The sequence below is a fragment of the Acinetobacter sp. YH16051 genome (assembly GCF_013417135.1).
Classification (GTDB): Bacteria; Pseudomonadota; Gammaproteobacteria; order Pseudomonadales; family Moraxellaceae; genus Acinetobacter; species Acinetobacter towneri.
The window spans coordinates 1-26337 of record NZ_VPEN01000012.1 but is presented as its reverse complement, the minus strand read 5'-3'; the positions used below and the strand labels follow the sequence as shown (position 1 = coordinate 26337).

Below are 26337 nucleotides of genomic sequence, written 5' to 3'. Positions count from 1 at the left end.
TTAGGATGTCTCAAACCAAAACGTTGAAAACCAAAGAACGTATTTTGCAATTGAGTTTGCAATTGTTTAACGAGCGTGGTGAGCGTTCGGTAACAACCAATCATATTGCGGCAGAACTGGGCATGAGCCCAGGAAACTTGTATTACCACTTCCGCAATAAGAACGAAATTATTAAAGAGCTGATGGAACAATATCAGCAAGAAACTTTAGAAATGCTGGCTTTGCCTGAAAATCGTGGCTTAGATGCCAATGACAAAATTCGTTATTTTCAGGTTCTCAGTAGTCAGCTGTGGGCTTATCGTTTTTTGCATCGTGATGTCTATCATTTGGTCGAAACCAATGAAGATTTCCGCAAAATGTATCCACGTTTTGCAGGACAGGTCATGCAGCAGGGACAAAAAATTTATCAGGCCTTTGTGGATGCGGGTCTGATGCAAATGACTGAGTCAGAAATTGAAGCCTTGATTATCAATATTTGGATTGTGCTGACCAACTGGACGAACTTCTTATATATGTCGGGTCACATTACCGATTCAAACCATTTGGAAGAAAAATGGATTTGGCAGGCTTTACGTCAAATGCTGTTCCTTGAAGGGGCATATTTACGGGGTGAAAGTCGTGCAACCTATGAGCGTTTACTAGAAACACTAGGCACATCTGAACTGTTTGAGAGTTTATCATCCAGTAAAAATACTCAAGCCGACTAAGAGACTGAGAATGGCTATTTAGAATGTCTGAGAAACGCGCTAGAATACTCGGCTTGTTTTTCAATTTAACCAAGTAGTGACTAAAAACAACATGAATATGACGACTGCGAATACTGCACGTTTACTGATTACCTGTGAAGATAAGCCAGGTATTGTGCAGGCTGTATCGAGCTTTTTGTATCATCAAGGAGCCAACATTACCGCGCTTGATCAATACGCAACAGAAGCTCAGGGCGGGCGTTATTTCATGCGGGTTGAGTTTGAACTGGATCACTTGCAAAGCCGTAAAGAAAGCTTATTGCAAACCTTTGCTTCTAACGTGGCAGAGCGTTATGAAATGCAATGGCGTTTGGCTTTGGTCAGTGATGTGAAAAAAGTCGGCATTTTGGTGTCTAAAGTTGATCATGCTTTGCTCGAACTATTATGGCGTCATTCACGTGGTGGTTTACCATGTGAAATTACCAAAGTGGTGTCGAACCATGACACCTTGCGTGAAGCGGTAGAAAACTTTGGTATTCCGTTTGAAGTAGTGCCTGTTAATAAAGAAAATAAACGTGAAGCTTACGCTAAAATTGATGAATTGATGCAAGGCAATGATTTGTTGGTATTGGCGCGTTATATGCAAATTTTGGATGAAGAGTTTGTCTCTAAGTGGGAAATGAAAGTGATCAATATTCACCATTCATTCCTGCCTGCTTTCGTGGGCGCAAATCCATATAAACAAGCTTATGAAAAAGGCGTAAAACTGATTGGTGCAACTGCACACTATGTAACAGCAGACCTAGATCAAGGTCCGATCATTGAGCAAGATGTAGAGCGTGTAAACCACGACTTTACGGTAGATCAACTGCGTGAATTGGGTCAGGATGTGGAACGTAATGTACTGGCACGTGCAGTTAAATGGCATTTGGAAGACCGTATTATTGTAGATGGCAACAAAACTGTTGTATTTCAATAGGGTAAAAGCTATCTAAAAATCGAATTAAAACATGCCGACATGGCATGTTTTTTTATGCTAAAATTGTAATGTTATAACATTTATTTAAACTGTTTTTAAAATAGCAAATTTATTGGATGATTCACGTTTGTTATTAAAAAATAGTTGCAAATGAAAACACTTCTCATTTATTATTGCGTTACTTTAATTGTGCTAACCGATCAGTTTGATCGTTCGGAACTGTGATGGTTTGGCAATTGCTTTTGAAGGTCGCTGACTTTAATGAACCAATCTCCCAACGCTATGCTACAAATGCCCAATGCCATGAAAAAGAAAGTTGTGACGGCTTTAGCTGTGGTTGCATTAGGTCATGTCGGTGTGTTGTGGGCATTGGGGCAAATGCAAACTCCGACCTTAAAGCCCATAGAAAAAGAACCTTTAAAAGTACGCTTTGTAAAAATTCAAGAACAGCCTAAACCGTTGCCACCGCAACCTAAGGCTGAACCACAGCCTGAAAAACCCAAGCCTCAGCCTGTAAAAGAAGTGCCTGTGGTAGAAAAACCGTTGCCACCGCCACCGAAAAAAGTAGAAAAAGTACAGCAAGTTAAAAAAGCAGAAGCCCCTAAACCCGTGGCGAAGCCCGTAGAAAAACCAGTCGAACGTGTGGTGCAACCTGCACCTGTAGCAACGGTGACTGAAACTAAAGTGGTACAGCCTGCACCGAAACCGACAGTTGCACCTGTTGCGCCAGCACCTGCTCCTGTCGCACCTTCTGCTCCAAAAACAGTGTCGATTGGCGGCTCAGGCGTGCAATGGAGTCGTTCTCCAAAACCTTCTTATACCAATCGTGATTTACAGGGAGAAACCCGTAACGTGGTGGTTCGGATTGAAGCCAATGAAAAAGGCGTGATCACCGATGCTCAAATTACGCGTTCTAGTGGTGTACCTGCTTTAGATCAAAAGATTTTACGCGCAGTGCGTAGTGCAAAATTCAAACCGTACAAAGAAAATGGCGTGGCTTATCCAATTCGTGCTGAGCAGCCTTTTGAATTGACATTGAACCCTAACGGCTAACCTTCAACAGGAGTTCGAGTATGAACTTTTCCGTCTATTGGCAACACGCAGATGCAGTCAGCAAAACGCTGTATTTCGTGTTATTGGCGATGTCGATTGCGACATGGACCATCTTCGCATTACGTTTGATAGGCACGCGCCAATTGAAGCAACAAGCTTATGCTCAACTGTCACAGGCTTTAAATCAGCTTAAAGCAAAACTGGTGCCCTTAAATTTTGAGCAGCGTAAAGCGGTTGCTGAGCAAGCCTTATTGCGTCAAATTTCGGTAGAAAAAGCATCGGCAGAAAAAGGCGTATCGGTACTGGGTACAATTGCGTCATTAGCACCGTTTGTGGGTTTGTTTGGTACAGTTTGGGGTATTTTCCATGCACTCGTTGCGGTTGGAAAAAGCGGTCAGGCGGGATTGGCTCAAGTGGCAACGCCTGTTGGTGAAGCGTTGATTATGACGGGCTTCGGTTTGGCGGTGGCGATTCCTGCCGTGATTGCTTACAACATTTGTTCGCGTGTGAACCGTACCTTATCTACAAATTTGCAAGATCATGCACATAGTTTGTTGATTGACACCATGTTGCAACAAGATTCTTCTGTTCAAAGAACTGAAGTGAATGCAACACAACAAAGTTTAGTGGGAGGTCAGGTTTAATGGCTTTTCAATTGGGTGAAGACAACGATTCAGGCATGAATGAGATGAACCTTATTCCCCTGATCGACATTATGTTGGTATTGATGATCATCTTTTTGGTGACAGCGACCGTTGCCAACCCATCTATACCATTAACCTTACCGCAAACCAGCGCAGAAATTGTTGATTTACCGCCTGAGCAAATTCAGGTCAGTATCAATGCCAATGGTGAAGTGGCGTGGGATGATCAAATCATTAGTTTAGATGAGTTGCAAACCCGCTTTAATGATGCTAGTCAGCAAGCTCAACAGCCAACCGTGGTGTTAAGAGCAGATAAAGATGCGCGTTATGATACTGTGGCGCAAGTGATGTCACGTGCGAGTGAAGCCGGACTCAGTGATATTGCTTTCGCAACAGATGATTAAGTTAATCCTTAAAAATTAGCGATCTATTTAGGTCGCTTTTTTTATGCAAAGTCGCGCATAATGCCAAAACTCCTCAAGTACTCAATGATGTTGAATATCCAAAAGATTTAGGTTGAGTCCGCTGCTTACTTTAAAGTCTATTTTTTATCTCAGATCAGGTTCAGCCATGAGTTCACGCCAAGCACTTGATGCAAAAGCCAGCAGTATGATGCTAATTTTGTGTGTTTTTTGGGGTCTGCAACAAGTGGTGCTAAAAGTTGCTGCGGCAGATATTTCACCCTTGATGCAATTGGCACTGCGTTCAGGCTTGTCTGCTGTGATGGTGTTGCCTTTGTTATTGCTTGCAAGAAATACACAATGGGCTTCGACTGAATATCTGCCTGCAGGCATATTGGTGGGTATTTTATTTGCCGCAGAATTTTTTATGTTAGGGCAGGCGATTCAATATACTTCTGCGTCGCATGTGGTGGTTTTACTATATACCGCGCCTATTTTTGTGGCTTTAGCGTTGCATTGGAAACTACCTGCAGAGCGTTTATCTCGCTTGCAATGGGGCGGGATTCTGTTGTCTTTTGCTGGCATAGCGGTGACTTTTTTATGGCGTGATACTGTGCAACAAGAGAGCCACCAAAACTTCAGCCAGATGCTTTTTGGCGATTTACTTGCGCTGAGTGCAGGCATACTTTGGGCAGCCACAACTGTTGCGGTACGTCTAAGTCGTTTATCGGAAGCCCCTGCAACACAAACTTTGTTTTACCAATTGATGGGTGGTTTTTTGATTTTACTGCCGATGGCATGGTGGATGGGACAGGCTGAAATTCATTGGACAGCCTTAGCCATAGGCAGTTTGATTTTTCATGCGGTATTGATTTCGTTTATTAGCTATCTCGCTTGGTTTTGGTTGCTGAAACAATATTTAGCATCCAGTTTAGGCGTGTTTTCATTTTTAACGCCATTATTTGGCGTATTGTTTGGTGTATGGTTGTTGAATGAAAGCTTGAGCCAAAGTTTTATGATTGGGGCTGTTTTGGTCATGCTGGGGGTGTTGATGGTGAATGCTCAATGTTGGTTTAAACATAAAACCCAAGTACTAAAAAGAAAATAAGTATTTGCAGCTTTTCCATGAACTTGAGCAAGACTCAACATCAGCAATGTTGTCATGTAAAAATCATCTTCAAATAACCTAGTAGCTCAATACGGGTTTAAATTTGAAGATGGGTGATATTTAAAATCTAGCGAGCGCGTACAAGATTATTTTTCTTCAAAAATCTTAGAGAGCGGAATCGACAATTTGGCAGCCAAATAGTCATCGGTTTCACTGAGTACGGGGCCAAGTTTTTGCATCCATTCATCATCAGGATAGACATTGGCCAAGTCCTGACGACGTGGCAATGAATACGGTAGCTGTGAATAAAAACTCCAAAAATCTACCTGAGATAAATTGCGCACCAAAACAAATTCATCATTTTCAGTACGTTTAATTAAATTTTGTTGTTCTAGCATCAGCACATAAGACGGCCAGCGCCCAATTTCATTACGTCCCAATACATCTAAGGCTTCAGCTTCAGTGACACTTTCTCCGCGCATTTGTTTTTTGTAAAACAATTCCAGTAAGTCCAATAGCATGAGCAGCGGATGGCATTTTTTTTCGCGACTGGCTTCAAAAGCGGTCAAGGCATAACTAATTTCAACACCTAACAGCACAATATTCCAAGACAGGAAAATCCACAGTAAGAAAATAGGTACGGCAGCAAAAGCACCATAAATAATTTCATAACTGGTGAAGTTGGACATAATAAAACCAAACAGGTTTTTCAAAAATTCAAATACAACAGCACTGAAACCCCCCGCAATTAATGCGGCTTTAATAGGTACACTGCGGTTGGGAATGGTCCAATTCAGAATAAAAAAACCTAAAATGGTTAGGGCAAATGAAATCAGCCATAAAATAAATGCGCCATTGAGTTCATAACCTGCAAAGTTATTACTCAGCACATTCATAGATGCCAAAGTTGAGGAAATGACAAAAGCACTGCCCAGTAAAATAGGGCCTAATGAGATAATGGTCCAGTAACGCATAAAACCCATAATGCCGCCACGGGTTTCCTTAACCCGCCAAATTCGGTTAAACACAGTTTCAATACTGGTCAGCATCATCACCGTGGTCACGAATAAAAACAAAATCCCGATGACGGTTAAGTTGCTAGATTTGTCGGTAAAGGCATTTAAGGCTTTATCAAAGGCGATGGTGGTTTTAGGTAAAAAGTTGCTGTAAATCAGTTGTTGTAATTGTTGCCGTGCAGGTTCGAGTGCCTTAATGGATGAGATGATCACCAAAAATACGGTGAGCATAGGTACAACGGCAAACAGGGTAGTGTAGGTTAAAGAGCCTGCTTGTTCACGGCAGCGATCTGCTTCAAAGCGACGCAGCACAAATAAGACAAATTGAAACCATTGTTTGTCATAAAAAGGCAGTTTCTTTAAATACTCAACGATCATACAGTGGCTGTCTCAACTTTTTTAATCATCTTTATCTGTTTTCATGGTTAAGCTTAACCAAAAAAGCAGCAAAATACCGTATAGTTTTCATTTTTAGTCTGATTTCTTAGCATGATGCAAGCATATATTCTGGTTTTGTACTTTAGTAAATATGGTTCTACCAAAGAAATGGCATATTTAATTGCCAACGGGGTAGAGGCTAGTGGCATGCCCGTTAAAATAAGAACTGTGCCAAATATCTCGACCGTGGTGCAACAAGCCGAGCCAAGTATTCCTGCCGAAGGTGATATTTATTGTACTTTGGATGACTTGGCCAATTGTGCAGGTTTGGCTTTAGGTTCACCTACACGTTTTGGCAATATGGCATCTGAAATGAAATATTTCTGGGATCAAACCACTAGTCTGTGGCTGAATGGCGCATTGCACAATAAACCTGCCTGCGTTTTTACCTCATCGGGTTCGATGCATGGTGGACAGGAAAGTACCTTATTGACCATGTTGCCGCCATTGTTTCACCACGGAATGATGATTATGGGATTGCATAATGCGCATCCTGCTTTATCAAATACCAAAACGGGCGGTACGCCGTATGGTGCAACGCATGTGAGCGGCCCGCGCCACGATCAGGCTTTGAGTCAGGATGAAAAAATCCTTTGTGAAGCGCAAGGACAACGCCTAGGTGAAATGGTAAAAAAATTACAGGGCATGTGAGATTCTTTCTTTAATTAAGATGAAGCGTAAAATGTGGATATCGTTTTACGCTTTTATCTTTTGTACTTGAATTCGATTGGCTTATGTAGCATTGAGCGTGCTAAAAAATAAGTTTACTTTTCACCTAAAATCACCATTTGCAGTGATATTCAGTTTTTCTCTTTTCACGTCTAATAACCGCTTTAAAAGCAGAGTTTTCTGTCACGGTTCACGCAGCATTTTTTTGCAGGCTAGGGTCTGTTGACATTTCATAAATGGCTTGCGCTGTAGGTTAAAACTGAGCAGATCAGGCATGAAACGCAAGGAATAGCGAGATTATTGCTAAGTTTCATAACGCAATCTGAGAAAGTTTTAGCCACAGCCTTTCGGGGCGAGCATATTTTTTGCTGCTATTGCGTTATGTGCCAGTCATTTAGAATGACTAAATTTCCTGTCCCATGCCTTATATCAGCTAAAAAACCTTGCGAGATATATCTCTCATGCCGCAAACATAGACGAATTGTCAACAGACCCTAATGTATTGAGCACAACGGACTGCTGTAAAAATGAGAGATTGAGGAAAGTGAAAATGAATAAGTGGATGCTGATTGGGTTAGGTCTAATGAGTTTAGGGTGTTCATGGTCGAGTGTTGCAGCGACTGAAATTGTGCATAGTCTGAGTTTTTCAGAAGAACAACGTATTGAAAAACAACCTGCGGAAGCACAGTATTTAGCGGCACAAAAAACTGTGATGACTTCTGCAAGCAGCACTGCAAAATAAAAAGATGCAATCAAAAAGTGCTGCCATGTGCAGCACTTTTTTTGAAATTGATTTAGGGTTACTTAGAGTTGCTTGGCTGTTTCAACTTTTCTTTAAAGCGGTGTTTACATTTGAGGCATTGAAAATCTAGAAAAATATTCTGATCAACAATTACACCTGCTTTTTTACCAAAGCGATGCCCAAGAAAACCACCTGTGATTCCCACGCTAATTGCCCCGACAAATGTTCCAATGGTGCCGCCCATAATCACGCCCAATGGCCCTGCGGCTGTACCAATTGCCGCACCAATAGAAGCTCCCGAAGCTGCGCCGCCCACAGTACCTGCTGCTGTACCTGCAGAGCCTAATAACACGCCACCAATTTTTTGTAAGTTTTGTTGATGGTTGCGTTTTTCAACTTGAGTTGAACCACATTTCGGACAGGTGATACTGTGTTGCATCAACGGATTGTCTTGTGTCATGACTGTAAATTGCCTTATGCTCATGCCGCATGCATCAATGCACGCAGACGATCTAAAAAGTGCTGTCTAGAGCTGCAATCAGAAAAACTAGACTGCTGAATCACTGTTATTTCAAGTGCAGAATGGCGTAGCGCGGCTATTTTGTAAATTCAATATATGTAAATGAGTTGTTTAAGTTTAAAAAAAGCATAAAAAAAAGAGCGCCTAAGCACTCTTTGATCATCGGGTTTAAATGATGAACCAACATCAGTTTTAATCGACCTTAATCGCGTACAAATTCAACTGTACCGTTTGCCAAAGACTTTACTCGTGCCAATGATTCAACGCGATAGCCTTTTTCAAGCAATAATTCACGACCCGGCTGGAATGACTTTTCAATCACAATCCCAATACCCACGACTTCTGCATTGGCTTGATGGATTAAATCTGCTAAACCGAGTGCAGCTTGACCATTTGCCAAAAAGTCATCAATCACCAAGACTTTGTCGCTAGCGCTAATATGTTTGTTTGAAATGGCAATCGTGCTTTCAGTTTGCTTGGTAAATGAAAATACTTTAGAGCGGTATAAATCATCTTTTAAGGTTAAAGATTGATATTTACGTGCAAAAATTACAGGTACACCAAGCTCTAAACCTGCCATCACAGCTGGTGCAATGCCAGAAGCTTCGATGGTAATAATTTTGGTGATGCCTGCATCTTTAAACAAACGCGCAAATTCTTGACCAATTTGCTGCATCATCACAGGGTCAATTTGATGGTTTAAGAAAGAGTCGACTTTTAGAACCGCTTCAGATAGAACGATACCTTCGGCTAAAATTTTCTGTTCTAGTGCATGCACGGGAGAATCCTCAAGAGCAGGTGCTTTTCAAAGCAAAAGCGTATTTTAAAAAGCACCTGAAAAAATGCAAGAACAATTTACCAAATGGTGAATAACTGCCAAGCTTTGCTCAGTAGTTATATTCTAAATTAGTTGGTCGGGCCTTTATAGCCTGTGAGTAATAATCCATAAGACTTGTCTTTGTCTTGGTGGGTAACTTTGACAGGCAAGTAGTCAAGTTTTGGTGCCAACCAGAAAATCGTATCACGGTTTGGTTTGTTGTGTTTCAGCACCACTTTAATGGTATCAAAAGTACCATAACTGGTTTTGATTTTTTCTGAACCTTGCTTAATAAAGCGACGTGATTCCACCTCTTTATTATCGGCAATATAGTAGCTCGATTTTAAACCGCCACTTTTTAAGTCTTCACGGATTTGCAGTTCCGCATTCAACTCATCCAACACGCCCGCTTTCCACGCAAAAGAACGGGTGTCGCTGTCCTTTTTGGTGTTAATGGTTTTCGCCGAAGGATTGAAGTTAATACTCATGGTGTTGTTATGCACCAAAATCTTACTGCTGCGGCTAAAGCTAGATGAGCCAATTTTGCCATTATTAAAACTAAAACGGCTAGTTTCTGTAGCAGAGGCAATCACGCCTGCTTTGGCAGCAAACACATAACTCCATTGGTTACCTGTTTGGCTTAAAGTACGTGTTGCAGAACCTAAGTTTTTACCATTGTAGTTAAATTGATAACTGGCTTGGAAAGGACTCATGGCAAATGTTTGGCTAGAGAAACCAGCCAAAAACAGTGCTGTAGACACACCGGCTGCCATACCCATTTTTTTCAATACATGATTTGCCATTGCTGAGATATTTCCTCTGTATGTAGGGAGATGCAATTTGCTTGCTTGTTGCCATTATACGCGTTGAATATGAAGAGAAAATTAGGAATTATGCGGCTTGTGTAGTTTTCCTGTATGTATTCTCTTCTAAAGTTTCAGCTTAGCTTTATTTTTGTTTCAGCGGTGTGACTTGCGTATCTGCAAGAGATTCTTCCACATCTTCTAGTCTTTCTTCAGACATTTTGCGGAACAACGCCGTTAAATTGACGTTGCCAGTGAGCACCAATTCCGCTTCACGTAATACCGCATGATTCACATGAACTTTGCTGAGTGTGTCAATGATAGAGCGGCTTTTGCCCAACCAGCGATTTAAATCTAAATGCAGCAAATCATCTTTGACTTTAATGACTTTGAGTTTTTCTAAAATCATGCCTAAAGGGTCATCATTGCGTATTTTTTGATAGTAAAATAAAGCGCACTTCACAGCGATTTTATGCAAAAAACTTGGATAACTTGCTTCAATCACCTGCGTGTCACTAATTTGTTCAAACACAATCAGCTGAGTATCTTTATTCAATTCCATCTGTACTAATTTTAAATCGACAGACAGAGTGATGTTCAAGCCGTTGTAATCTAGGGTTGCATAAAGACGTAACCAGTCGTCGTGTAAGTCTGCGTGCAGATCTTGCAACATTTTCACATTATCGGTCACAAAGCGCTGAAAAGTCGCATTTAAGAAGACCTGAGATAATGGAAATTCACGTTCATCCTCAATAAATCCTTCCGCTTTTTGGTACACTTGACGGATACGTTGAGAGATATTGGTGATCAGGGTTTGCATACGGCCGTCCAAGTCGTTCATTCATTCTTTACAGATACAAATATTTTGTCGAATTGTATTAAAAATACAGGCATAGAAGCTTGCAGTTTAGCAAAATAAGTTGCACCATTTTTAAGATTTTAAGGCTCAGTAGTCAGCTTTTTGATGAACTTCGCAGTTTTGCAGAAAAGCAAAAACTGAGCAAAGTAATATGCTCTTTAGTTTATACCGCATTTGGCGGCTTGGGGAATCAGACGTTTTGTCGGATTAATGTGATGCTAAAAAAAATTCAATTGATGCCTTCTACGCAAGATTGGTGGAAAGATCCTATTTTTGCTGCAGCGTTGCTGGTGGCTGCTGTATTGCACGCATTAATTTTGGCCGTGCAGTTTGCTGCACCGCAACAAAGCGATGCTGCGGTCAAAGAGATTGCGGTATCGGTACGCATGAGCGATGCAAAAGTTGAAGATGCAGATTTCTTAGCCCAAGCCGATCAGCAAGGTTCAGGTACGTTCCGTGAAGAACATCGCATGTCGAGTGATATGCCTGCACCCATGACTGAACAAAGTGCAGGGGAGCAGCAATTGGAAAGTTTAGAGCGTATGCAGCAACAGCGTGAATTAAACTTTGAAGAAAAAGTATTGATGACCACGCTCAGTTGGCAAAAACAGGCTGCAGAAAATCAGCGCAAAAAAGCCATGCAGGAGTTGAATAGCCAATTCCAAGCTAAGGCTGCCATGGTCGCTAGTATTGAAGCGCAATATTTACAACGCCAACAAAATTTTAGCCGTCAGCAAAAAATTAAAACCATCGATGGGATTCAGGCCAAGCAAGACAACACCGCTGGTTATATGGAAAAATTCCGTCAAAAAGTCGAATTTTATGGTAACCGCTATTACCCCGAACAAGCCAAAGCACAGAATTTGGCAGGCGAAGTACGTTTAATGGTGATTTTGAACAACAATGGTGGGATTCGTGCCATTCGTTTAATTGAAAGTTCAGGACATGCCATGCTAGATGAAGCAGCCAAAGCTTCGGTGCGTAAAGCCGCACCTTTTGGTGCATTTGATGCCAAAATGAAAGATATTTCTGAATTGCGGATTGTACGGACGTGGCGTTTTGACCCTGCTGAAGCTGAGTTTGAGGTGCGCTAGTTTTTCCCTCTCTCTGGCTCTCTCCCAAAGGGAGAGAGGACTTTGTGGACAAGTAACAAGAATCTACTCTCTGCTTTACGCAGCAATGTTCTTCTGGTATTTAGCAATCATGGGACTCTAATGAATATTCTCCCTCCCATTGGGAGGGAGTAGTTTTAAACAAAAAAGCGAGCCTTAGCCCGCTATTTTTATGATTTTCTAAAACTTAAAATTCAATCTCTTTCCATGTATGGATTATCCAAACCCAACTTGGCAAGAATCTCAACTTCTAAAGCTTCCATTTCTTCGGCATCCTCATCTGAGGTTTCATGATCATAGCCCATAAGGTGCAGCGTGCCATGTACTAGCATGTGAGTGAAATGCGCTAATGGTGTTTTGGCTTGTTCTGCAGCTTCCTGTAAAACCACAGGAATACAAATTACCAAATCCCCAATAGGGAAGCTCGGCAAAACTTGTGCCATTTCATCGGGTAAATCGCTTGGGAAAGACAAGACGTTGGTAGATTTGTCTTTTTTGCGATATTCCAGATTGAGCTTGTGACTTTCGGCATGATCGACACAGGCAATTCCAATTTCACAATCACTTTGGGTGTCTATATGTCTTAAAGTGGTTTCGACTACTTTTTTCAGATAGGCACGTTTTAACACCAGCTCAGGCGCTTGAATGTCCTGTTGCAGGCTGAGACTTAATTTCAAAATGAATCCTTAATACTTCAGTAGGTTGCAGAGCGCACAGCGATTAGTGCTGTGCATCTGCTGCGGCATCATTTTCCGCAATTAATGCTTCCTGGCGCGCTTTACGTTCTGCACGCGCTTCGGCACTTAAACGCTGTTGCTCACTGTCCCAGCCTTCATAGGCTTCAACAATTTTCTGAACCAGCTGGTGACGCACGACATCACGAGAATGGAAACGAGTAATATGAATTTCAGGGATTTTATCAATCACACGTAAGGCATGTGCCAGACCAGACTGCTGACCACGTGGTAAATCCACCTGAGTCACATCACCGGTAATCACTGCACGTGAACCAAACCCTAAACGGGTCAGGAACATCTTCATCTGTTCAGGCGTGGTGTTCTGGGCTTCATCCAAAATCACAAAAGAGTGGTTGAGGGTACGACCACGCATATACGCCAGTGGTGCAACTTCAATCACTTGACGTTCAATCAGCTTAGCAACTTTTTCAAAGCCGAGCATTTCATACAGGGCATCATAAAGGGGACGCAAATACGGGTCAATTTTCTGGGTTAAATCACCCGGTAAGAAGCCCAGTTTTTCACCCGCTTCAACCGCAGGGCGCACCAATAGAATCCGCTGGATTTCATTGCGTTCCAACATATCTACGGCAGCGGCAACAGCCAAATAGGTTTTACCCGTACCTGCAGGGCCAATACCAAATGAAATATCACTTTGCAAAATACGTTGCACATAACGCTTTTGGTTGGCACCGCGTGGATTAATGCGCCCTTTGCGGGTTTGCAACCAAACAGCATCCAATCCAGTATGCTCTTGCCCATCATCCGATTGTAATTCACGGTCAGTCTGACTGCCCTGAATCATCATGTGGAGCGTGTCTGCACTAATTTGTGCAGAGCTTTCCGCTTCTTCATGCAGGCGTTGCAAGAGCGTTTCGGCTCGTTCAACTGCATCAATTTCCCCATCTATAAAAAAGGCGTCACCACGATGAGAAATTTGGACGTCTAGACGTTGTTCGATTTGTTTCAAATGTCCGTTATAAGCACCGAGCATGCTTTTTAGACGTTCCATTGAAATGCCAGGAAAAGTTACTGTACGTCGAATCGCTGCAGTCAAGAGAATTCCTTAATCTGTTATTGGACTTTAGCTCCTACATTACGCCACGTCAGGCTCAAGATTCAAGAGTTCACCGTAAACTAAATTCAAAGTTTTAATCTCGGTAATCTCAATCTCCGCAAAGCGTCCGACCCAAGCAGGGTCACCAATAAATGTTACTAAACGTGTATTGTCGGCCGTACCCACTAAAATGTTCGGGTCTTTGTCGGAAACATTTTCAATTAGGACACGTTGTACCGTGCCAAGCATGGCATCGGTCTTATCAATACTAGATTGTTTGATCCATTGTTGAACTTTGGCTAAACGTTCTTTTTTCACATCTTCAGGTGTGGTGTCTTCAAGTTCAGATGCAGGCGTACCTGGACGTTTTGAATAGATGAAACTGTACGAGTGGTCAAAATCCATATCTTGAATAAACTGATAAGTTTCTTCAAAGTTTTGATCGGTTTCACCCGGGAAGCCAATAATAAAGTCGCTAGATAAGTGCATGTCTGGGCGTACTTTACGTAACTTGGCAATCTTGTCGATATACACATCAATGGTGTGGTTACGTTTCATGGCTTGTAACACATCATTCGAACCACTTTGCACAGGCAAGTGTAAATGCGACACCATTTGCGGTAAATCACGGTAGCATTGAATCAAATCATCATTAAATTCAAGCGGATGTGATGTGGTGTAGCGAATTCGTCCAATGCCAGGTACTTCGGCAACCAAACGCAGTAAATCGGCAAAAGTACAAATTTTACCGTCAAAAGTTTCACCGCGATAGCCATTTACGTTTTGACCGAGCAAGCTAATTTCACGCACGCCTTTTTCGGCCAAAGTCGCAATTTCAGCTAAGACATCATCTAAAGGACGTGAAACTTCTTCACCGCGCGTGTAAGGCACTACGCAGAAAGAACAGTATTTTGAACAGCCTTCCATAATCGACACAAAAGCTTTAAACCCTTCAACACGCGGTTCAGGTAAAAAGTCGAATTTTTCGATGTCTGGGAAAGAAATATCCACCAGTTTGATTTTTTCTTTCTTTGGTTTTTCGACCTGATCGTGGTGTTGATCAAGCATTTGCGGTAAACGGTGTAAGGTTTGTGGGCCAAAAATCATATCCACATACGGGGCACGCTTTTGAATGTTGTCACCTTCCTGAGAAGCGACGCAACCGCCTACGCCAATCACCAAATCAGGATTTTTTTCTTTCAGCTTACGCCAGCGACCTAATTCAGAAAACACCTTTTCCTGCGCTTTTTCACGAATCGAACAGGTGTTCATGAGCAGAATATCGGCATCAGCAGGGTTGCTGGTCAGTACATAGCCGTGAGAATCGCCTAAAAGGTCTGCCATACGGTGACTGTCATACTCATTCATCTGACACCCTTGCGTTTCGATATACAGTTTTTTGACTGAACCGTCGGCTGGGGTGTGCTGTGGCTGGGTAACAGTGTTTTCTGAGGCAGCTTGGGCACCATTCGGGATGAAGGTTTGAACCGTCATGTAGGCTCCTAAGAGATAATTCACGTGTTCGTTTAAAAAAATAAACGGAATAGATAAAACAAAGGGGCGTATTTTAGCAGGAATTCAAGATAAACTGACAGACTTTAATCCAAGCATCACATACTTGAAATGTGGAGTAAAATTGTTGGCAGTTTGATTTCAAGATTAATATCGTCTAATCAGAAGGTTACATAACAGAACACAACTTGGGTTCTAGACTAATTAAACTAAGCTGAATGATTGGATGCGGATCTCGAGGCAGAAGTAAATGACTGAAGGCAAGCGAATGCTGCAAATGATGAAACAAAATAATAAATTAACGAAAAAGCTTGTGCTAAGTCTGGTTTCGCTTGCCGTGATGACGGGTACGCATGCCGCAAATGAACAGTTTAATGATGCACTGCGTGCAGCCAATTCAGGTGATCTCGATTTATTGCAGCAGTATCAATATGCCATGCAAAATGATGTTTTGGGCTACTATCCTGAATACTGGGCATTGAACACCAATTTGGGCATGCAACCTGCCAGTGCAATTGTTCAGTTTGCACAGCGCCATCCACAATCAGCGATGGCAGAAAAACTCGCAGCCGATTACATCGAAGAAAAAGTGAAACAGGCCGATTTTAGCAGTGCACAACCTGTGCTTGCCTATGTGAGTAATGCTGATCAGGCCGAAAGCTGTGCCATGGCACAAGTTCGTACCCGTTCGGGTGATCCTTTGGTGGTCGCGGAATTTAAAGATGTTTGGTTGACCACGAACTCACAACCTGAATCTTGTACAGGTCTAGGTCGAATGATGCTCTCTAGTCCAATTATGACTCAGCAAGATAAACAGCAACGCTTATGGGCACAATTGCGTGCAGGGCAGTCAGGGCTCGCTTTAGCGACTGCGCAAAGTTTAGGTATGAATATCAGTTTGGCACAATTGAACAGCATTCAAGCCAATCCACTGAATTATTTGTGGTCTGCGCCTAAAGCAAGCAACGAAGACCATGCCTATCTTATTTATGCGATCGGACGTTTAGCCGATAGCGATTTAGACTCGGCACTTTCTTCACTAAAACGCAGTGCAGAAGGTGCGCCAGAATCGGTACAAAAAGCCTTGTATCGTGCTGTGGGATATATTGGCGGCACTACAGTCATGAAAAACAATTTTAAGCGTGAAGTGTTAAGTGCCTTAGACGCCAGTTATGGCTTACCTTTTAGTCCCGAAGAAGCAGAAATTTATGCCCGTCAGGCGATTCGTTTTGGCGCATGGGAAAGTGTGATTCGTGCTGTAGACAGCATGAGTGTGACTCAAAAACAGGAAGATCGTTGGCAATATTGGTTGGCACGTGCTTCAGAACAACGCAATGATGCAGCGTCGAAACGTAGTGCACAAAATATTTATAAAAAATTGGCGCAGGGTGATGATTATCACAACTTGTTGGCAAAAGATCGTCTTGGGCAAACCTACAACACGATTCCTGCGAATACGCAACCAAGTACCAATGACTTACAGCGTTTGAATCAAGATATTCACTTTAACCGTGCCTTTACTTTGCGTGAAATTAATGCACCTGCCAATTATGTCAACCGTGAATGGAACTGGGCGGTACGTCAGGCGTATTTAAGACAGGATGATGGTTTGATTTTAGCAGCGGCTAAGCGTGCAACCGATATGGGTTGGTATGATCGTGCCATTTATGCAGCAGATCGTACTGTGAATAAGCACAACTATAGTTACCGTTATGCTATGCCACATCGTAATTATGTTGTGAGCCACAGTCAAAATGCAGGTATTGACCCTGCTTGGGCTTATGGTTTGATGCGTCAAGAAAGCCGTTTTAATACTACTGCACGTTCGCATGTAGGTGCAGGTGGACTCATGCAAATTATGCCAGACACGGCACGTTTGGTTGCACGACAAATGGGTGAAACTTATAATCCTGCTGCACTCAGTGACATGAATACCAACATCCGCTACGGTACATTTTATTTGTCGACCATTCAGCGACAATTAAGCAATAGCCCTGTGCTGGCCACAGCAGGATACAACGCCGGGCCAAATCGTGCACGCCGTTGGCAGCCAGAGTTTCAGCAAATTGCGGCAGACCAATATACTGAAAGCATTCCTTTGTTGGAAACACGTGACTATGTCAAGCATGTCATGACCAATGCCACGCACTATGGTGTGCTGTTGGGGCAGGGTGGACAATCAATGAGTAGCCGTATGCAACATATTCCATCTCGGAATACACCTTAGGAAAATGTTACAAGTGATACAGTTAGATGATCATGCGTGTTGATATATAGATGCGTGAGTCATTGGGTGTATAAGAATTTAGGGGGCTGAAGCATTGAAAATGTGGATGAGTACAGTTTTACAGCCAATTCAAGTTACATTGCTCGGTTTGAGTGGTACAGCTTTGGTTTTGTGTACGCAAAATACATTTTCTGCCCCCGTGCAAGGCTATGTGATGTCCGTGCAAATGACGCCCGCCGTGTGTTTAATCGATTCGAGCAAAAGCAAAAAGCGTAAATGTTTAGAAGGTTACTCACTGAATATTGAGGGTTTATATCCCGAAGTAGCCACGCGTGAATGTAGCACCCATTCATCGGCAAAGTTACCGCCGCTACAAGCGAAGGTAGTGGCGCGAGTCATGCCTGATGAAGCTGCACGGATACAATTGTGGCAAGGTATTGGCGGCTGTGTGCCCATGAATGCCAGTCAGTATTTTCGCATGATTATTAATAATGCAGATCGGATGAACGTGCCTTCGGTATTGACAGGCCAAGACACGCAGACGGTGCAATTGTCACAACTACGGAGTTTGTTTCTCAAGTCCAATTCAGGTATGTCATCAAAAAGCGTGCATTTTCAGTGCTCTAACCATCAAGGTAAAAGTTATTTAACTGAAATCAAAATTTGTTATAACACCGAAGGACGCTATAAGCAGTGCGGTGCAGCGATTGAATCAAATTGCCCGAATCAGTTTGTCATTAAAGGTTCTTACTAGTTTGCTAGGTGACTGTAATTTCTGAATTTTAAGCTTTTTGAGAAATTTTATTCATATTTTCTATCAGACTTTTGTGGAATTTGATGCGCTTTTGCATGCATCCGCTGAATGATTGGAGTACAATCTTTCGCGTTTATGATTATTAAGATTAGATAGAACAGCTATTTAATCGCATTGACTATCCTCTCAATTGGAGATAATTACATGAAGCAACCTGTTCGCGTTGCCGTTACTGGCGCTGCTGGTCAAATTGGTTACAGCCTATTATTCCGTATCGCTAGCGGTGAAATGTTGGGTAAAGACCAACCAGTTATCCTTCAATTATTAGAAGTTCCTTTTGAGAAAGCTCAAGCTGCGCTTAAAGGCGTAATGATGGAACTTGACGACTGTGCTTTCCCATTATTGGCTGGCATGATCGGTACTGATGATCCTAAAGTGGCATTTAAAGATGCTGACTACGCGTTATTGGTTGGTTCTCGTCCACGTGGTCCTGGTATGGAGCGTGCTGACCTTCTTAAAGTAAACGGTGAAATCTTTATTGGTCAAGGTCAAGCACTTAACGAAGTTGCTAGCCGTGATGTTAAAGTTCTAGTTGTTGGTAACCCAGCGAACACGAATGCTTACATCGCAATGAAATCTGCTCCAGATCTTCCAGCGAAAAACTTCACAGCAATGTTACGTCTTGACCACAACCGCGCGTTAACTCAACTTGCTCAAAAAGCTGGCGTTGCTGTTTCTGACATCAAAACAATGACAGTTTGGGGTAACCACTCTCCAACAATGTATGCTGACTACCGTTTTGCAACTGCAAATGGAGAAAGCTTAAAAGACAAAATCAACGATGCTGAATGGAACAAAGACGTATTCCTTCCTACAGTTGGTAAGCGTGGCGCTGCGATCATCGAAGCACGTGGTTTATCTTCTGCTGCATCTGCTGCAAACGCTGCAATTGACCACATGCGTGATTGGGCGCTTGGCACAAACGGCGAATGGGTAACTATGGGTATTCCTTCTGACGGTTCTTACGGTATTCCTGAAGGCGTAATGTTCGGTTTCCCTGTAACTTGCGAAAATGGCGAATACAAAATCGTTCAAGGTCTTGAAATCGACGAGTTCAGCCGTGAGCGTATCAACTTCACGTTAAACGAACTTGAAGAAGAACGCGCAGCAATTGCTGACATGATTAAATAATTTAATCTGCTAGATTAAGTTAAAACTCCTTCGGGAGTGATGCCAGTCAACCTAAAAGTTGACTGGCATTTTTTTTGCGCTTGATTTTATCTTTGCAATTAAAAGCCTATCATCAGCTAAGCTCATATTGCTTATCAAATATCAGAATGGATAAGCGACTATAAAATAGGTCGATTGACCTGCACGGTAGGGGAAATTGCTTAGAATACGCGGGTTTCCTTTTTCAAATCTTCTCTCTGTCATGTCAAGTTATTGTTGCAAGTGCCCATAGATCGAATGTTTCGGTTTGGGTGGCTTTTATCTTACTTGTTGTCGGTACTATCGGCGCCTATCAAATCGTGGGTCTAAATCAAGCACTGTTATTTTTAATTGGTGGTGCTTTGGGGATGACGTTGTATCACGCCTCTTTTGGTTTTACTTCTAGCTGGCGTGTGTTTATTAAAGAACGTCGTGGTCGTGGTTTGCGGGCTCAAATGATTATGCTGGGCTTGGCGGTGTTGTTGTTCTTTCCTGCTTTAGGTGCAGGTGAGTTGTTTGGCAATCCCGTCAAGGGCAATGTCAATCCTGTGTCGATGTCGGTCATGATTGGTGCTTTTATTTTTGGTATTGGCATGCAGTTGGGGGGTGGCTGTGCATCGGGTACGCTATACACGGTAGGCGGTGGCAGTGCGCGTATGTTGGTTACGCTATTTTTCTTCTGCTTAGGTTCGTTGATTGCAACATCACATTTAGATTGGTGGTTTAACCTACCACATTTAGCACCCATTTCTATTGTAGAAAGCTTCGGTGTGATTCCAGCGCTGCTGTTGAGTTTCGTTATTTTTGCGTTAATTGCAGCCGTGACAGTATGGGTTGAAAAGAAATGCCATGGCAGTTTAGAAGCAGAGCCACAAAGTCAGTACCATGGTTGGAAGCGCTTTCTGAAAGGCCCTTGGCCGTTGATTTGGGGCGGCATTATTTTAACCCTGCTTAACTTTGCTACCTTGGCCTTGGCAGGTCGTCCGTGGGGTGTAACCTCTGCGCTTGCAGTTTGGGCTGCAAAAGTGGCGACCTTTGCAGGAATGGATGTAAGTGCTTGGGATTACTGGCAACAACCTGGCAATGCTAAAGCCCTAGCCAATTCACTTTGGCATGACATTACCTCGATGATGAATTTTGGCATCATGCTAGGTGCTTTGCTTGCAGCGAGTTTGGCAGGCAAGTTTGCGCCTAACTTTAATATTCCACGTCGCTCATTGGTTGCAGCAGTTGTTGGCGGTCTATTACTTGGCTATGGCGCACGTTTAGCATACGGTTGTAATATCGGTGCTTACTTTAGCGGTATTGCATCAGGAAGCGTGCATGGTTGGTTATGGCTAGTATTTGCATTTATGGGGAATGCCATTGGTGTGAAATTGCGCCCAATCTTCTTTCCAAATGAAAAGCCACAGCCTGAAAAACTAACAGGTTGCTAACTTTTAATTTAAGTAGATGAAAGCCAGTCGGTTTACATTGACTGGCTTTTTTGTTGCCTGTCATCGTGTTAAGAATATTGAGTGGGATGCTTCAGGTATATCGCATCGTACAAAAAATAACATGCTGCAACTCGGCTGCTGCTGAATTGCGGCTCGAAGCAGGTTAAGGTCATTAAAAGTACAAGACGAATCAAAGGAGGATGCCATGTTTGACCAACAACCGACTTTAGAACTGTTATTTCAACAATTGGGTCTAGATGCTGACGATGCAGCAATTGATCAATTTATTCGTGAGCATCAATTACCTGCAGAAACCAAATTACACTGTGCCGAGTTTTGGACGGAAGGGCAGCGCCAATTTTTGCAAAGCCATTGGAAAAAAGATGATGATTGGGCCATTGTGATTGAAACCTTAAATGAGCAATTACATAGTGATCAACATCCGAGTGTTTAATCGGTATTTAAGTTAAAAGTTTTTAAGTTAAATCAAATACTTTTCATCTAAAAAGCGCCAGTAAACTGCGTGCTCACAAAAAGATACAACAAACCCAGTCGGAAGACTGGGTTTTTTATACAAAGTGTTATAAGTTGGTTGAATAAGGAATTACAACGAAACTAATAAAAGGGGGCAAGGTGCTCATGCAAAATACTCCATCATTAGCCATGTTATTCAGCCAACTCGGTTTAGCCAGCAGCCCTGCAGCCATTGAACTGTATGTACGTACGCATCAATTACCTGCACATATTAATTTACATGAAGCGCCGTTTTGGAATAAATCACAACGTGAATTTTTAATCAGTCATTTGGTACAAGACGATGATTGGGCCATTTGGATTGATGAACTCAATCAACAATTGCATTTAGATGCTTATCGTTTACAAGCTGTTTAGGTTTAAGTCATCGTCATATTTAATATGTTTTCATTAAAAACGCCTCAGAACGAGGCGTTTTTTTAATGCATTCTGCTTTTGAGAATTTGTTTAAACCAGACTTCGGTTTGATAGGCGTTAAAGGCAGGGTGAATTTGTAAGAGTTCCAAATCAAATTCGGCAGTTTTACTGTACTTGCCTAACCAGTGGCGACACAGTGCACTTTCATTTTTACTGGCGCTGGCATAAGCCAAGAAAAAGAAAATATCTCCATGTGCATAATGAGTCATGGCTTTTAAAATTTGTTGGGTAATTAAGGCGTATTTTGCATCGCGGGTCAGCTCAAAATACATCATATAGGCTTTGGCTAAATGCAAAGACAAGTTGATATACAGCGTCAACGGTATTTCTTCAAATTCAATCCGACCTTGTTCCAACAGCACAATGGCTTCTTGCAAAAAGTAAATCTGTTCTTGGCGTAACTTGCTCAAACTCACCAATTGTAAGCGTAAATCGGCACGTTCTAATGCCAATTCAGGCGTATTGCCTTGTAAAAAAAGTTGGTCGGTTTCCCCAATACGTTGAATAAGCTGTTGAGTCGAGTTGCGCATGGGTGAATTCCTGATAGCAATATTTGCTCTACATCGGGGCAAATTTACAGTTTTAAAGCCAATAGTCTGAAAAATGCGGTCTGTTTTTACCAAAGTTGATTGCCGCTGCGTAGCCATGCGGTAATGGAAAGACGTTGCTGTGTCGCAGGCAAAACTTCGTGCAATAAATCACTTTGGAAAATTGCAATCCGATTTGGGCGTGGTTCTATAATTTGCCATGCTCCATGTTTGTCTTGTAAACGTAGTTGTCCACCCCAATCTGTCTGCCATTCAGGGTGTAAATAATAGACAGCAGAAATCACCCGATCATTTTTTTGTTGTGGGTTATCGCGGTGCAAGGCATAAAAAGAACCTGCTTGGTAGCTGGCAAAATGCGCTTCGACCTCACGAATCCCTAAATAAAATGCCTGATTGAATTGTTCGGCCAAAGTCAAAAGGGTTTGGGTATGTTGTTGTGCAATGCTTAAATTTTCGTGAATCCATAAAATATGATCACTGCGAATTTTGCTGACCACACCATTTTGAATGGCTGCTTCACGAAATTGATCTAAATTTTGACTACACTCTGCGAGAACTTGTTGTTGATATTCAGGTGAATAGGCATCATCCAACATGGCAAAACCATGCAAATCTAAATCTTCAAGAATTTGATCAATATTCCAAGATTTTGGAAGCAGTGTGGCGTCCATAAAATAGATACTCAGACAAAATGCAAGACAAGCTGATTATTTTAGAGGAATACAAGCTCCTGAATGAAACTTTTTTTCATGCTAAAATGTCGGTTGATTTTAGGAATGAACCAAACATGAATTATCGTCACCATTTCCATGCGGGCAACTTTGCCGATGTCATGAAGCATGTTTTATTGCTGCAAATTCTGACACGTTTAAATGCCAAAGATAAACCTTATCGCTATGTCGATACACATGGCGGTGCGGGTAAATATGACTTATCTTTAGCACCTGCACAAAAATCGGGCGAATTTTTAAATGGTATTCATCGTTTAGTGAAACTAGATGATTCAATCAAACGTCAGGCACCAGAAGGCGTACAGCAGTATTTAAAACTGGTTGAAGCAATGCGTGAAACGGATGGGCAAGGTGCATATCCTGGTTCGCCATGGTTTGCTTTACAAGGTATGCGTGACATCGACAAAGCAACTATTTTTGAAATGCAGCGCGATGTATTCCAGCAATTGCGTCATAACATTCGTGACAAACGCGCAGGTTTACATGAGCGTGATGCTTACGAAGGTTTATTGGGCGTCATTCCACCAAAAGAAAAACGCGGTTTGGTGATGATTGATCCACCGTATGAATTGGAACGTAAAGATTTCCCTCAGTTGGTTGAATTATTGGCAGCTGCACATAAAAAATGGCCAACAGGCGTATTTGCGGTGTGGTATCCAATTAAAGACCGCGCCATGATTGAACGTTTTGAAAAGAAAATGTTTAAAACAGGGATTCGCCGTCAACTCATTTGTGAAATTTGTGTGTGGCCTGACGATACTCCTGTGGGCTTAAACGGTTGTGGTTTATTGGTGATTAATCCACCATGGAAATTCTCTGAAGATGCAGATGAAGCCCTGCAATGGTTGTTCCCGCACTTGCGTATGCAAGAACATGGTGGACATGCTGCAGTGCGTTGGTTAGTTGGCGAATAAAAAATTTAAATAGACGTTCAGGTTACAGTTAGGACACAAAATAATGACAAACACATCCAAACCCGAAGGAGAATATAGTTCCCGTGATCTTGAGCATGACGGAATTACATTTGAAGTGGTGGAAGAAGAACATACCCGTGAAGGGCAAAAGGTGAAACGTCGTGGTATCTATCTGTGGCCAAACCTGATTACCACGGCAGCCTTGCTGTCGGGTTTTTACTCCATTATTGCCAGTATGAATGGCGAATTTAGCCAAGCGATTTATGCCATTTTTCTAGCAGCATTGTTTGATGGTTTAGATGGTCGTGTGGCACGTGCGATTGGTGCGCAAAGTCCATTTGGCGAACAGTTTGATTCATTATCCGATATGCTCGCCTTTGGTGTTGCACCTGCGATTTTGATGTATAGCTGGAGTTTGCATGATTTAGGTCGTATCGGCTTGGCGGCTTGCTTTGTTTATACGGCTTGTGCCGCATTCCGTTTGGCGCGTTTTAATGTGCAAATTGGTGTGGTCGATAAACGCTACTTTATTGGTGTTGCAAGTCCTTTGGCTGCGCTGATTATCGTGTCGCTGGTTTGGGTAGGACGGGATTTTCCTGAACTGTATGATATTCGTGAAATTGGTCTACAAATCCTCAATGCTGTGATTATTATTGCAGTAGGATTGTTGATGATTTCCAATATTAAATATTATTCATTTAAAACCTTTGATCGTAAGCGTGTGCCGTTTTTTGTATTGCCAATCGCAGTATTTATCCTTGCAGCCATGACTTATAATATTCCTGTTGGAATTTTAGTGATTTCAATTATTTATGCACTTTCAGGTTTTGTGACCACTTTTATGGCAAGAAAAAATGCAGTGAGTTAATTAAGCTTTCATAAAAGCATCAACTCACAAGGAGTTTGATATGCAGCTGTTTCAAGATTTTCTCGATCGTTCCAAACAACTCAATCAAACTCCTGCGGCAACCGCCAAACTGCCTTATCACGCCCCAAAACATCATTATAAATTTATCTATCAGGGCTTAATTCTTCCTAATTTGCCTGCACCCTTACATTATCTCAACTTTATTGGTTTATTGGGCAGCCTAAATACCGCAATGCTGCGCCCTGAAAATGTGATTACAACCTCAGCTTTAGACACAGCCAGTATTCTTTGTAGTAGCAGCCCACACATGGTGGGGCAGTCCAATCATTATTCAATACAACATGATTGCGTATTTACTGCAGAGTATTTTCAGTTTGCCAATAAAGAGCGCATTACTGGACACTTTCCGCAATTTCATATTCAACGTGAAGATAGCGAACTTAGCTTTGATTTAAAGATCACCACAAGCTCTACAATTTCATATTTCACTAAATTGCGAATGAATTTGGCAGAACATTGGTCTTTGCTGTGTCAGTGTCAGGGTAGTGTGCGCTATAAAGATCAGCATTTTCAGATTGAGCAATTGGGTAGTTTTGAGTTTGCCCGCTCAATCCAGTTTCCTTATTTCGCTGTGGCATTTTTTTGCTATCAAGTGATTAATCTGAATCATCAGCAACAAATGATATTGCTACAAAGTCGTGATGTGTTGAATCGAATTTTGCAATCTCGAATCTATCTGCGAAATGCGAACACGGAGCAAACTCGGGTATTTGATGGGCAAGTACAATTTAATATTCAACGGGTTTATCCAAAAGTAAAAACGCCAACAGGTCAGTGTATGTATTTGCCACGTGAGTTTGAATGGCGTTATCAAGATGAAGATGGCACCTCAATTCATTTACAGGCGCAGAGTCGTGGTGATTTTAAATTTGGGGCTGCAGCAGGTTATGTCGGAAGTTTTCAATATCAGTTGGCTATAAATGGAGATCAACAACAAGGAGAAGGAGGCTATTGTGAATATATCGACTGCCGCGCACTGAAATGGCAGGAACATGATCAGCCAGAAAAAATGCCAGATGTAGTTATGAATCCTGAACCTTTTATGATCAAGAAAAAGAAATAAACAGTATTTTGTGGAAAAGTGAAGTGTTTTGCTGAATAATTAACCGTTTGGATTAAAAAACTGATAAAACTTAAAAAGAGGGGTTGCATGGCGAAATATTTGCCCTATAATGCACATCCATTGGCGGTGATAAGGATTAAAACTTCTGATAAAACAATGACTTGGTTGAGAATGATTGAGTAGGGTTTTAGAAAGGAAGTTTAAAATAATTTAAATTACCAGTTGACACTTTAGAAATAAAGCGTAATATAGCCGACCTAGCTTGATGCTGACGAAGCATCGAGAAGATCATTAAAAGATTATGAAGAACAACTTGTGTGGATTTTTACTGATTGATCGATCGAACATATTTCATTGATTGATTGGTTTAAATTACTCGAAGTTTATTTGAGCGAAATTTAAGTCAGAAAATTGATGAGCCAG

Annotated in this window: 28 protein-coding genes; 18 read left to right on the top strand and 10 right to left on the bottom strand. The window is 42.0% G+C overall.

Annotation, left to right across the window (positions count from 1 at the left end):
* The first annotated feature begins 5 nt into the window (after positions 1 to 5).
* The 6 genes from FTV41_RS10515 to FTV41_RS10490 all read left to right on the top strand — a co-directional run bounded on the left by FTV41_RS10515 (position 6) and on the right by FTV41_RS10490 (position 4871).
* Positions 6 to 707 (top strand): TetR/AcrR family transcriptional regulator, encoded by a 702-nt coding sequence (locus FTV41_RS10515; protein WP_004976150.1) that lies wholly within the window; start codon positions 6 to 8, stop codon positions 705 to 707.
* 91 nt (positions 708 to 798) lie between these two features.
* Positions 799 to 1665, top strand: coding sequence for a formyltetrahydrofolate deformylase (gene purU, locus FTV41_RS10510; protein WP_004976151.1), 867 nt, complete (start codon positions 799 to 801; stop codon positions 1663 to 1665).
* Positions 1666 to 1926: 261 nt separating this feature from the next.
* The gene (locus FTV41_RS10505) at positions 1927 to 2718 is read left to right on the top strand and encodes an energy transducer TonB (protein ID WP_104853035.1); all 792 of its coding nucleotides are present in this window, start codon (positions 1927 to 1929) and stop codon (positions 2716 to 2718) included.
* 20 nt (positions 2719 to 2738) lie between these two features.
* Complete coding sequence (locus FTV41_RS10500) at positions 2739 to 3362, top strand: MotA/TolQ/ExbB proton channel family protein (RefSeq protein WP_096901723.1); 624 nt, start codon at positions 2739 to 2741, stop codon at positions 3360 to 3362.
* Positions 3362 to 3766, top strand: coding sequence for a biopolymer transporter ExbD (locus FTV41_RS10495; RefSeq protein WP_004976158.1), 405 nt, complete (start codon positions 3362 to 3364; stop codon positions 3764 to 3766). The genes FTV41_RS10500 and FTV41_RS10495 overlap by 1 nt, the downstream gene beginning before the upstream one ends.
* A 166-nt stretch (positions 3767 to 3932) precedes the next feature.
* Positions 3933 to 4871, top strand: coding sequence for a DMT family transporter (locus FTV41_RS10490; protein ID WP_136144062.1), 939 nt, complete (start codon positions 3933 to 3935; stop codon positions 4869 to 4871).
* Positions 4872 to 5017: 146 nt separating this feature from the next.
* On the opposite strand, the gene FTV41_RS10485 is transcribed toward FTV41_RS10490, so the two are convergent.
* A complete protein-coding gene (locus tag FTV41_RS10485; protein WP_178866098.1) occupies positions 5018 to 6265 on the bottom strand; it encodes a YihY family inner membrane protein in 1248 nt (415 codons plus the stop codon).
* A gap of 114 nt (positions 6266 to 6379) precedes the next feature.
* Between FTV41_RS10485 and wrbA the strand changes: the two genes are divergently transcribed.
* Positions 6380 to 6976, top strand: coding sequence for an NAD(P)H:quinone oxidoreductase (wrbA, locus tag FTV41_RS10480; protein ID WP_167846439.1), 597 nt, complete (start codon positions 6380 to 6382; stop codon positions 6974 to 6976).
* 568 nt (positions 6977 to 7544) lie between these two features.
* Positions 7545 to 7736: a hypothetical protein gene (locus FTV41_RS10475; protein WP_179989432.1), complete on the top strand. Its 192-nt coding sequence runs from the start codon at positions 7545 to 7547 to the stop codon at positions 7734 to 7736.
* A 58-nt stretch (positions 7737 to 7794) separates the two neighbouring features.
* Here the strand turns inward: FTV41_RS10475 and FTV41_RS10470 are convergent, their stop codons facing one another.
* From FTV41_RS10470 to FTV41_RS10455, 4 genes are all read right to left on the bottom strand, one after another.
* A complete protein-coding gene (locus FTV41_RS10470; RefSeq protein ID WP_179989430.1) occupies positions 7795 to 8196 on the bottom strand; it encodes a hypothetical protein in 402 nt (133 codons plus the stop codon).
* 262 nt (positions 8197 to 8458) lie between these two features.
* Positions 8459 to 9034, bottom strand: coding sequence for a xanthine phosphoribosyltransferase (locus FTV41_RS10465; RefSeq protein WP_004976172.1), 576 nt, complete (start codon positions 9032 to 9034; stop codon positions 8459 to 8461).
* Positions 9035 to 9162: 128 nt separating this feature from the next.
* A complete protein-coding gene (locus FTV41_RS10460) occupies positions 9163 to 9876 on the bottom strand; it encodes a DUF3108 domain-containing protein (RefSeq protein WP_004976176.1) in 714 nt (237 codons plus the stop codon).
* Positions 9877 to 10021: 145 nt separating this feature from the next.
* Positions 10022 to 10696, bottom strand: a complete 675-nt coding sequence (locus tag FTV41_RS10455; protein ID WP_004976182.1) for a hypothetical protein — start codon at positions 10694 to 10696, stop codon at positions 10022 to 10024.
* Between the two features lie 275 nt (positions 10697 to 10971).
* Here FTV41_RS10455 and FTV41_RS10450 point away from each other — a divergent pair, with 275 nt between their 5' ends.
* Positions 10972 to 11829 carry an energy transducer TonB gene (locus FTV41_RS10450; protein ID WP_171062604.1) on the top strand — a complete coding sequence of 286 codons (858 nt, stop codon included), beginning with the start codon at positions 10972 to 10974 and terminating at the stop codon, positions 11827 to 11829.
* 212 nt (positions 11830 to 12041) lie between these two features.
* Here FTV41_RS10450 and ybeY read toward each other — a convergent pair whose 3' ends face one another.
* The 3 genes from ybeY to miaB are packed head-to-tail and all read right to left on the bottom strand — an operon-like array spanning position 12042 to position 15135.
* On the bottom strand, positions 12042 to 12524 hold the full coding sequence (gene ybeY, locus FTV41_RS10445; protein WP_004976192.1) for an rRNA maturation RNase YbeY: 483 nt from the start codon (positions 12522 to 12524) through the stop codon (positions 12042 to 12044).
* Positions 12525 to 12567: 43 nt separating this feature from the next.
* Positions 12568 to 13641 (bottom strand): PhoH family protein, encoded by a 1074-nt coding sequence (locus FTV41_RS10440; RefSeq protein ID WP_004976193.1) that lies wholly within the window; start codon positions 13639 to 13641, stop codon positions 12568 to 12570.
* 39 nt (positions 13642 to 13680) lie between these two features.
* Complete coding sequence (miaB, locus tag FTV41_RS10435) at positions 13681 to 15135, bottom strand: tRNA (N6-isopentenyl adenosine(37)-C2)-methylthiotransferase MiaB (RefSeq protein ID WP_004976194.1); 1455 nt, start codon at positions 15133 to 15135, stop codon at positions 13681 to 13683.
* Between the two features lie 358 nt (positions 15136 to 15493).
* Between miaB and FTV41_RS10430 the strand changes: the two genes are divergently transcribed.
* The 6 genes from FTV41_RS10430 (at position 15494) to FTV41_RS10405 (ending at position 21670) form a co-directional block, all read left to right on the top strand.
* Positions 15494 to 17380, top strand: a complete 1887-nt coding sequence (locus FTV41_RS10430) for a lytic transglycosylase domain-containing protein (RefSeq protein WP_179996538.1) — start codon at positions 15494 to 15496, stop codon at positions 17378 to 17380.
* 106 nt (positions 17381 to 17486) lie between these two features.
* The gene (locus FTV41_RS10425) at positions 17487 to 18134 is read left to right on the top strand and encodes a ribonuclease I (protein WP_179993550.1); all 648 of its coding nucleotides are present in this window, start codon (positions 17487 to 17489) and stop codon (positions 18132 to 18134) included.
* 204 nt (positions 18135 to 18338) lie between these two features.
* Entirely contained in the window at positions 18339 to 19325 is a 987-nt protein-coding gene (locus FTV41_RS10420; RefSeq protein WP_019836931.1) for a malate dehydrogenase, read from the top strand.
* A 236-nt stretch (positions 19326 to 19561) separates the two neighbouring features.
* Positions 19562 to 20779 carry a YeeE/YedE family protein gene (locus tag FTV41_RS10415; RefSeq protein WP_179996537.1) on the top strand — a complete coding sequence of 406 codons (1218 nt, stop codon included), beginning with the start codon at positions 19562 to 19564 and terminating at the stop codon, positions 20777 to 20779.
* Between the two features lie 205 nt (positions 20780 to 20984).
* Positions 20985 to 21233, top strand: a complete 249-nt coding sequence (locus FTV41_RS10410) for a DUF2789 family protein (RefSeq protein ID WP_096901745.1) — start codon at positions 20985 to 20987, stop codon at positions 21231 to 21233.
* Between the two features lie 179 nt (positions 21234 to 21412).
* A complete protein-coding gene (locus tag FTV41_RS10405; protein ID WP_026438086.1) occupies positions 21413 to 21670 on the top strand; it encodes a DUF2789 family protein in 258 nt (85 codons plus the stop codon).
* Positions 21671 to 21732: 62 nt separating this feature from the next.
* Here FTV41_RS10405 and FTV41_RS10400 read toward each other — a convergent pair whose 3' ends face one another.
* A complete protein-coding gene (locus FTV41_RS10400; RefSeq protein WP_179996527.1) occupies positions 21733 to 22260 on the bottom strand; it encodes a hypothetical protein in 528 nt (175 codons plus the stop codon).
* An 86-nt stretch (positions 22261 to 22346) separates the two neighbouring features.
* Positions 22347 to 22949: a 2OG-Fe(II) oxygenase gene (locus tag FTV41_RS10395; RefSeq protein ID WP_104853047.1), complete on the bottom strand. Its 603-nt coding sequence runs from the start codon at positions 22947 to 22949 to the stop codon at positions 22347 to 22349.
* A gap of 116 nt (positions 22950 to 23065) precedes the next feature.
* On the opposite strand from FTV41_RS10395, the gene FTV41_RS10390 reads away from it, so the two are divergent.
* Genes FTV41_RS10390 through FTV41_RS10380 form a run of 3 tightly spaced genes read left to right on the top strand, consistent with a single transcriptional unit; the run spans position 23066 to position 25914 of the window.
* The gene (locus FTV41_RS10390; protein ID WP_026438537.1) at positions 23066 to 23923 is read left to right on the top strand and encodes a 23S rRNA (adenine(2030)-N(6))-methyltransferase RlmJ; all 858 of its coding nucleotides are present in this window, start codon (positions 23066 to 23068) and stop codon (positions 23921 to 23923) included.
* Positions 23924 to 23966: 43 nt separating this feature from the next.
* Positions 23967 to 24791, top strand: coding sequence for a CDP-diacylglycerol--serine O-phosphatidyltransferase (gene pssA, locus FTV41_RS10385; RefSeq protein ID WP_004976213.1), 825 nt, complete (start codon positions 23967 to 23969; stop codon positions 24789 to 24791).
* A gap of 40 nt (positions 24792 to 24831) precedes the next feature.
* A complete protein-coding gene (locus FTV41_RS10380) occupies positions 24832 to 25914 on the top strand; it encodes a DUF6670 family protein (RefSeq protein WP_104853049.1) in 1083 nt (360 codons plus the stop codon).
* Positions 25915 to 26337 lie beyond the last annotated feature (423 nt).

Bases quoted from the DNA above. Each gene is read 5' to 3' on its own strand.
- FTV41_RS10390 (WP_026438537.1), top strand. From the start codon at position 23,066: ATGAATTATCGTCACCATTTCCATGCGGGCAACTTTGCCGATGTCATG.
- FTV41_RS10425 (WP_179993550.1), top strand. From the start codon at position 17,487: ATGAGTACAGTTTTACAGCCAATTCAAGTTACATTGCTCGGTTTGAGT.
- FTV41_RS10500 (WP_096901723.1), top strand. From the start codon at position 2,739: ATGAACTTTTCCGTCTATTGGCAACACGCAGATGCAGTCAGCAAAACG.
- wrbA (WP_167846439.1), top strand. From the start codon at position 6,380: ATGCAAGCATATATTCTGGTTTTGTACTTTAGTAAATATGGTTCTACC.
- FTV41_RS10460 (WP_004976176.1), bottom strand. From the start codon at position 9,876: ATGGCAAATCATGTATTGAAAAAAATGGGTATGGCAGCCGGTGTGTCT.
- FTV41_RS10485 (WP_178866098.1), bottom strand. From the start codon at position 6,265: ATGATCGTTGAGTATTTAAAGAAACTGCCTTTTTATGACAAACAATGG.
- FTV41_RS10455 (WP_004976182.1), bottom strand. From the start codon at position 10,696: ATGCAAACCCTGATCACCAATATCTCTCAACGTATCCGTCAAGTGTAC.
- FTV41_RS10450 (WP_171062604.1), top strand. From the start codon at position 10,972: ATGCCTTCTACGCAAGATTGGTGGAAAGATCCTATTTTTGCTGCAGCG.
- FTV41_RS10490 (WP_136144062.1), top strand. From the start codon at position 3,933: ATGAGTTCACGCCAAGCACTTGATGCAAAAGCCAGCAGTATGATGCTA.
- FTV41_RS10505 (WP_104853035.1), top strand. From the start codon at position 1,927: ATGAACCAATCTCCCAACGCTATGCTACAAATGCCCAATGCCATGAAA.
- purU (WP_004976151.1), top strand. From the start codon at position 799: ATGAATATGACGACTGCGAATACTGCACGTTTACTGATTACCTGTGAA.
- FTV41_RS10470 (WP_179989430.1), bottom strand. From the start codon at position 8,196: ATGACACAAGACAATCCGTTGATGCAACACAGTATCACCTGTCCGAAA.
- FTV41_RS10515 (WP_004976150.1), top strand. From the start codon at position 6: ATGTCTCAAACCAAAACGTTGAAAACCAAAGAACGTATTTTGCAATTG.
- FTV41_RS10410 (WP_096901745.1), top strand. From the start codon at position 20,985: ATGTTTGACCAACAACCGACTTTAGAACTGTTATTTCAACAATTGGGT.
- miaB (WP_004976194.1), bottom strand. From the start codon at position 15,135: ATGACGGTTCAAACCTTCATCCCGAATGGTGCCCAAGCTGCCTCAGAA.
- FTV41_RS10400 (WP_179996527.1), bottom strand. From the start codon at position 22,260: ATGCGCAACTCGACTCAACAGCTTATTCAACGTATTGGGGAAACCGAC.
- FTV41_RS10495 (WP_004976158.1), top strand. From the start codon at position 3,362: ATGGCTTTTCAATTGGGTGAAGACAACGATTCAGGCATGAATGAGATG.
- FTV41_RS10430 (WP_179996538.1), top strand. From the start codon at position 15,494: ATGACGGGTACGCATGCCGCAAATGAACAGTTTAATGATGCACTGCGT.
- FTV41_RS10395 (WP_104853047.1), bottom strand. From the start codon at position 22,949: ATGGACGCCACACTGCTTCCAAAATCTTGGAATATTGATCAAATTCTT.
- pssA (WP_004976213.1), top strand. From the start codon at position 23,967: ATGACAAACACATCCAAACCCGAAGGAGAATATAGTTCCCGTGATCTT.
- FTV41_RS10420 (WP_019836931.1), top strand. From the start codon at position 18,339: ATGAAGCAACCTGTTCGCGTTGCCGTTACTGGCGCTGCTGGTCAAATT.
- FTV41_RS10380 (WP_104853049.1), top strand. From the start codon at position 24,832: ATGCAGCTGTTTCAAGATTTTCTCGATCGTTCCAAACAACTCAATCAA.
- FTV41_RS10475 (WP_179989432.1), top strand. From the start codon at position 7,545: ATGAATAAGTGGATGCTGATTGGGTTAGGTCTAATGAGTTTAGGGTGT.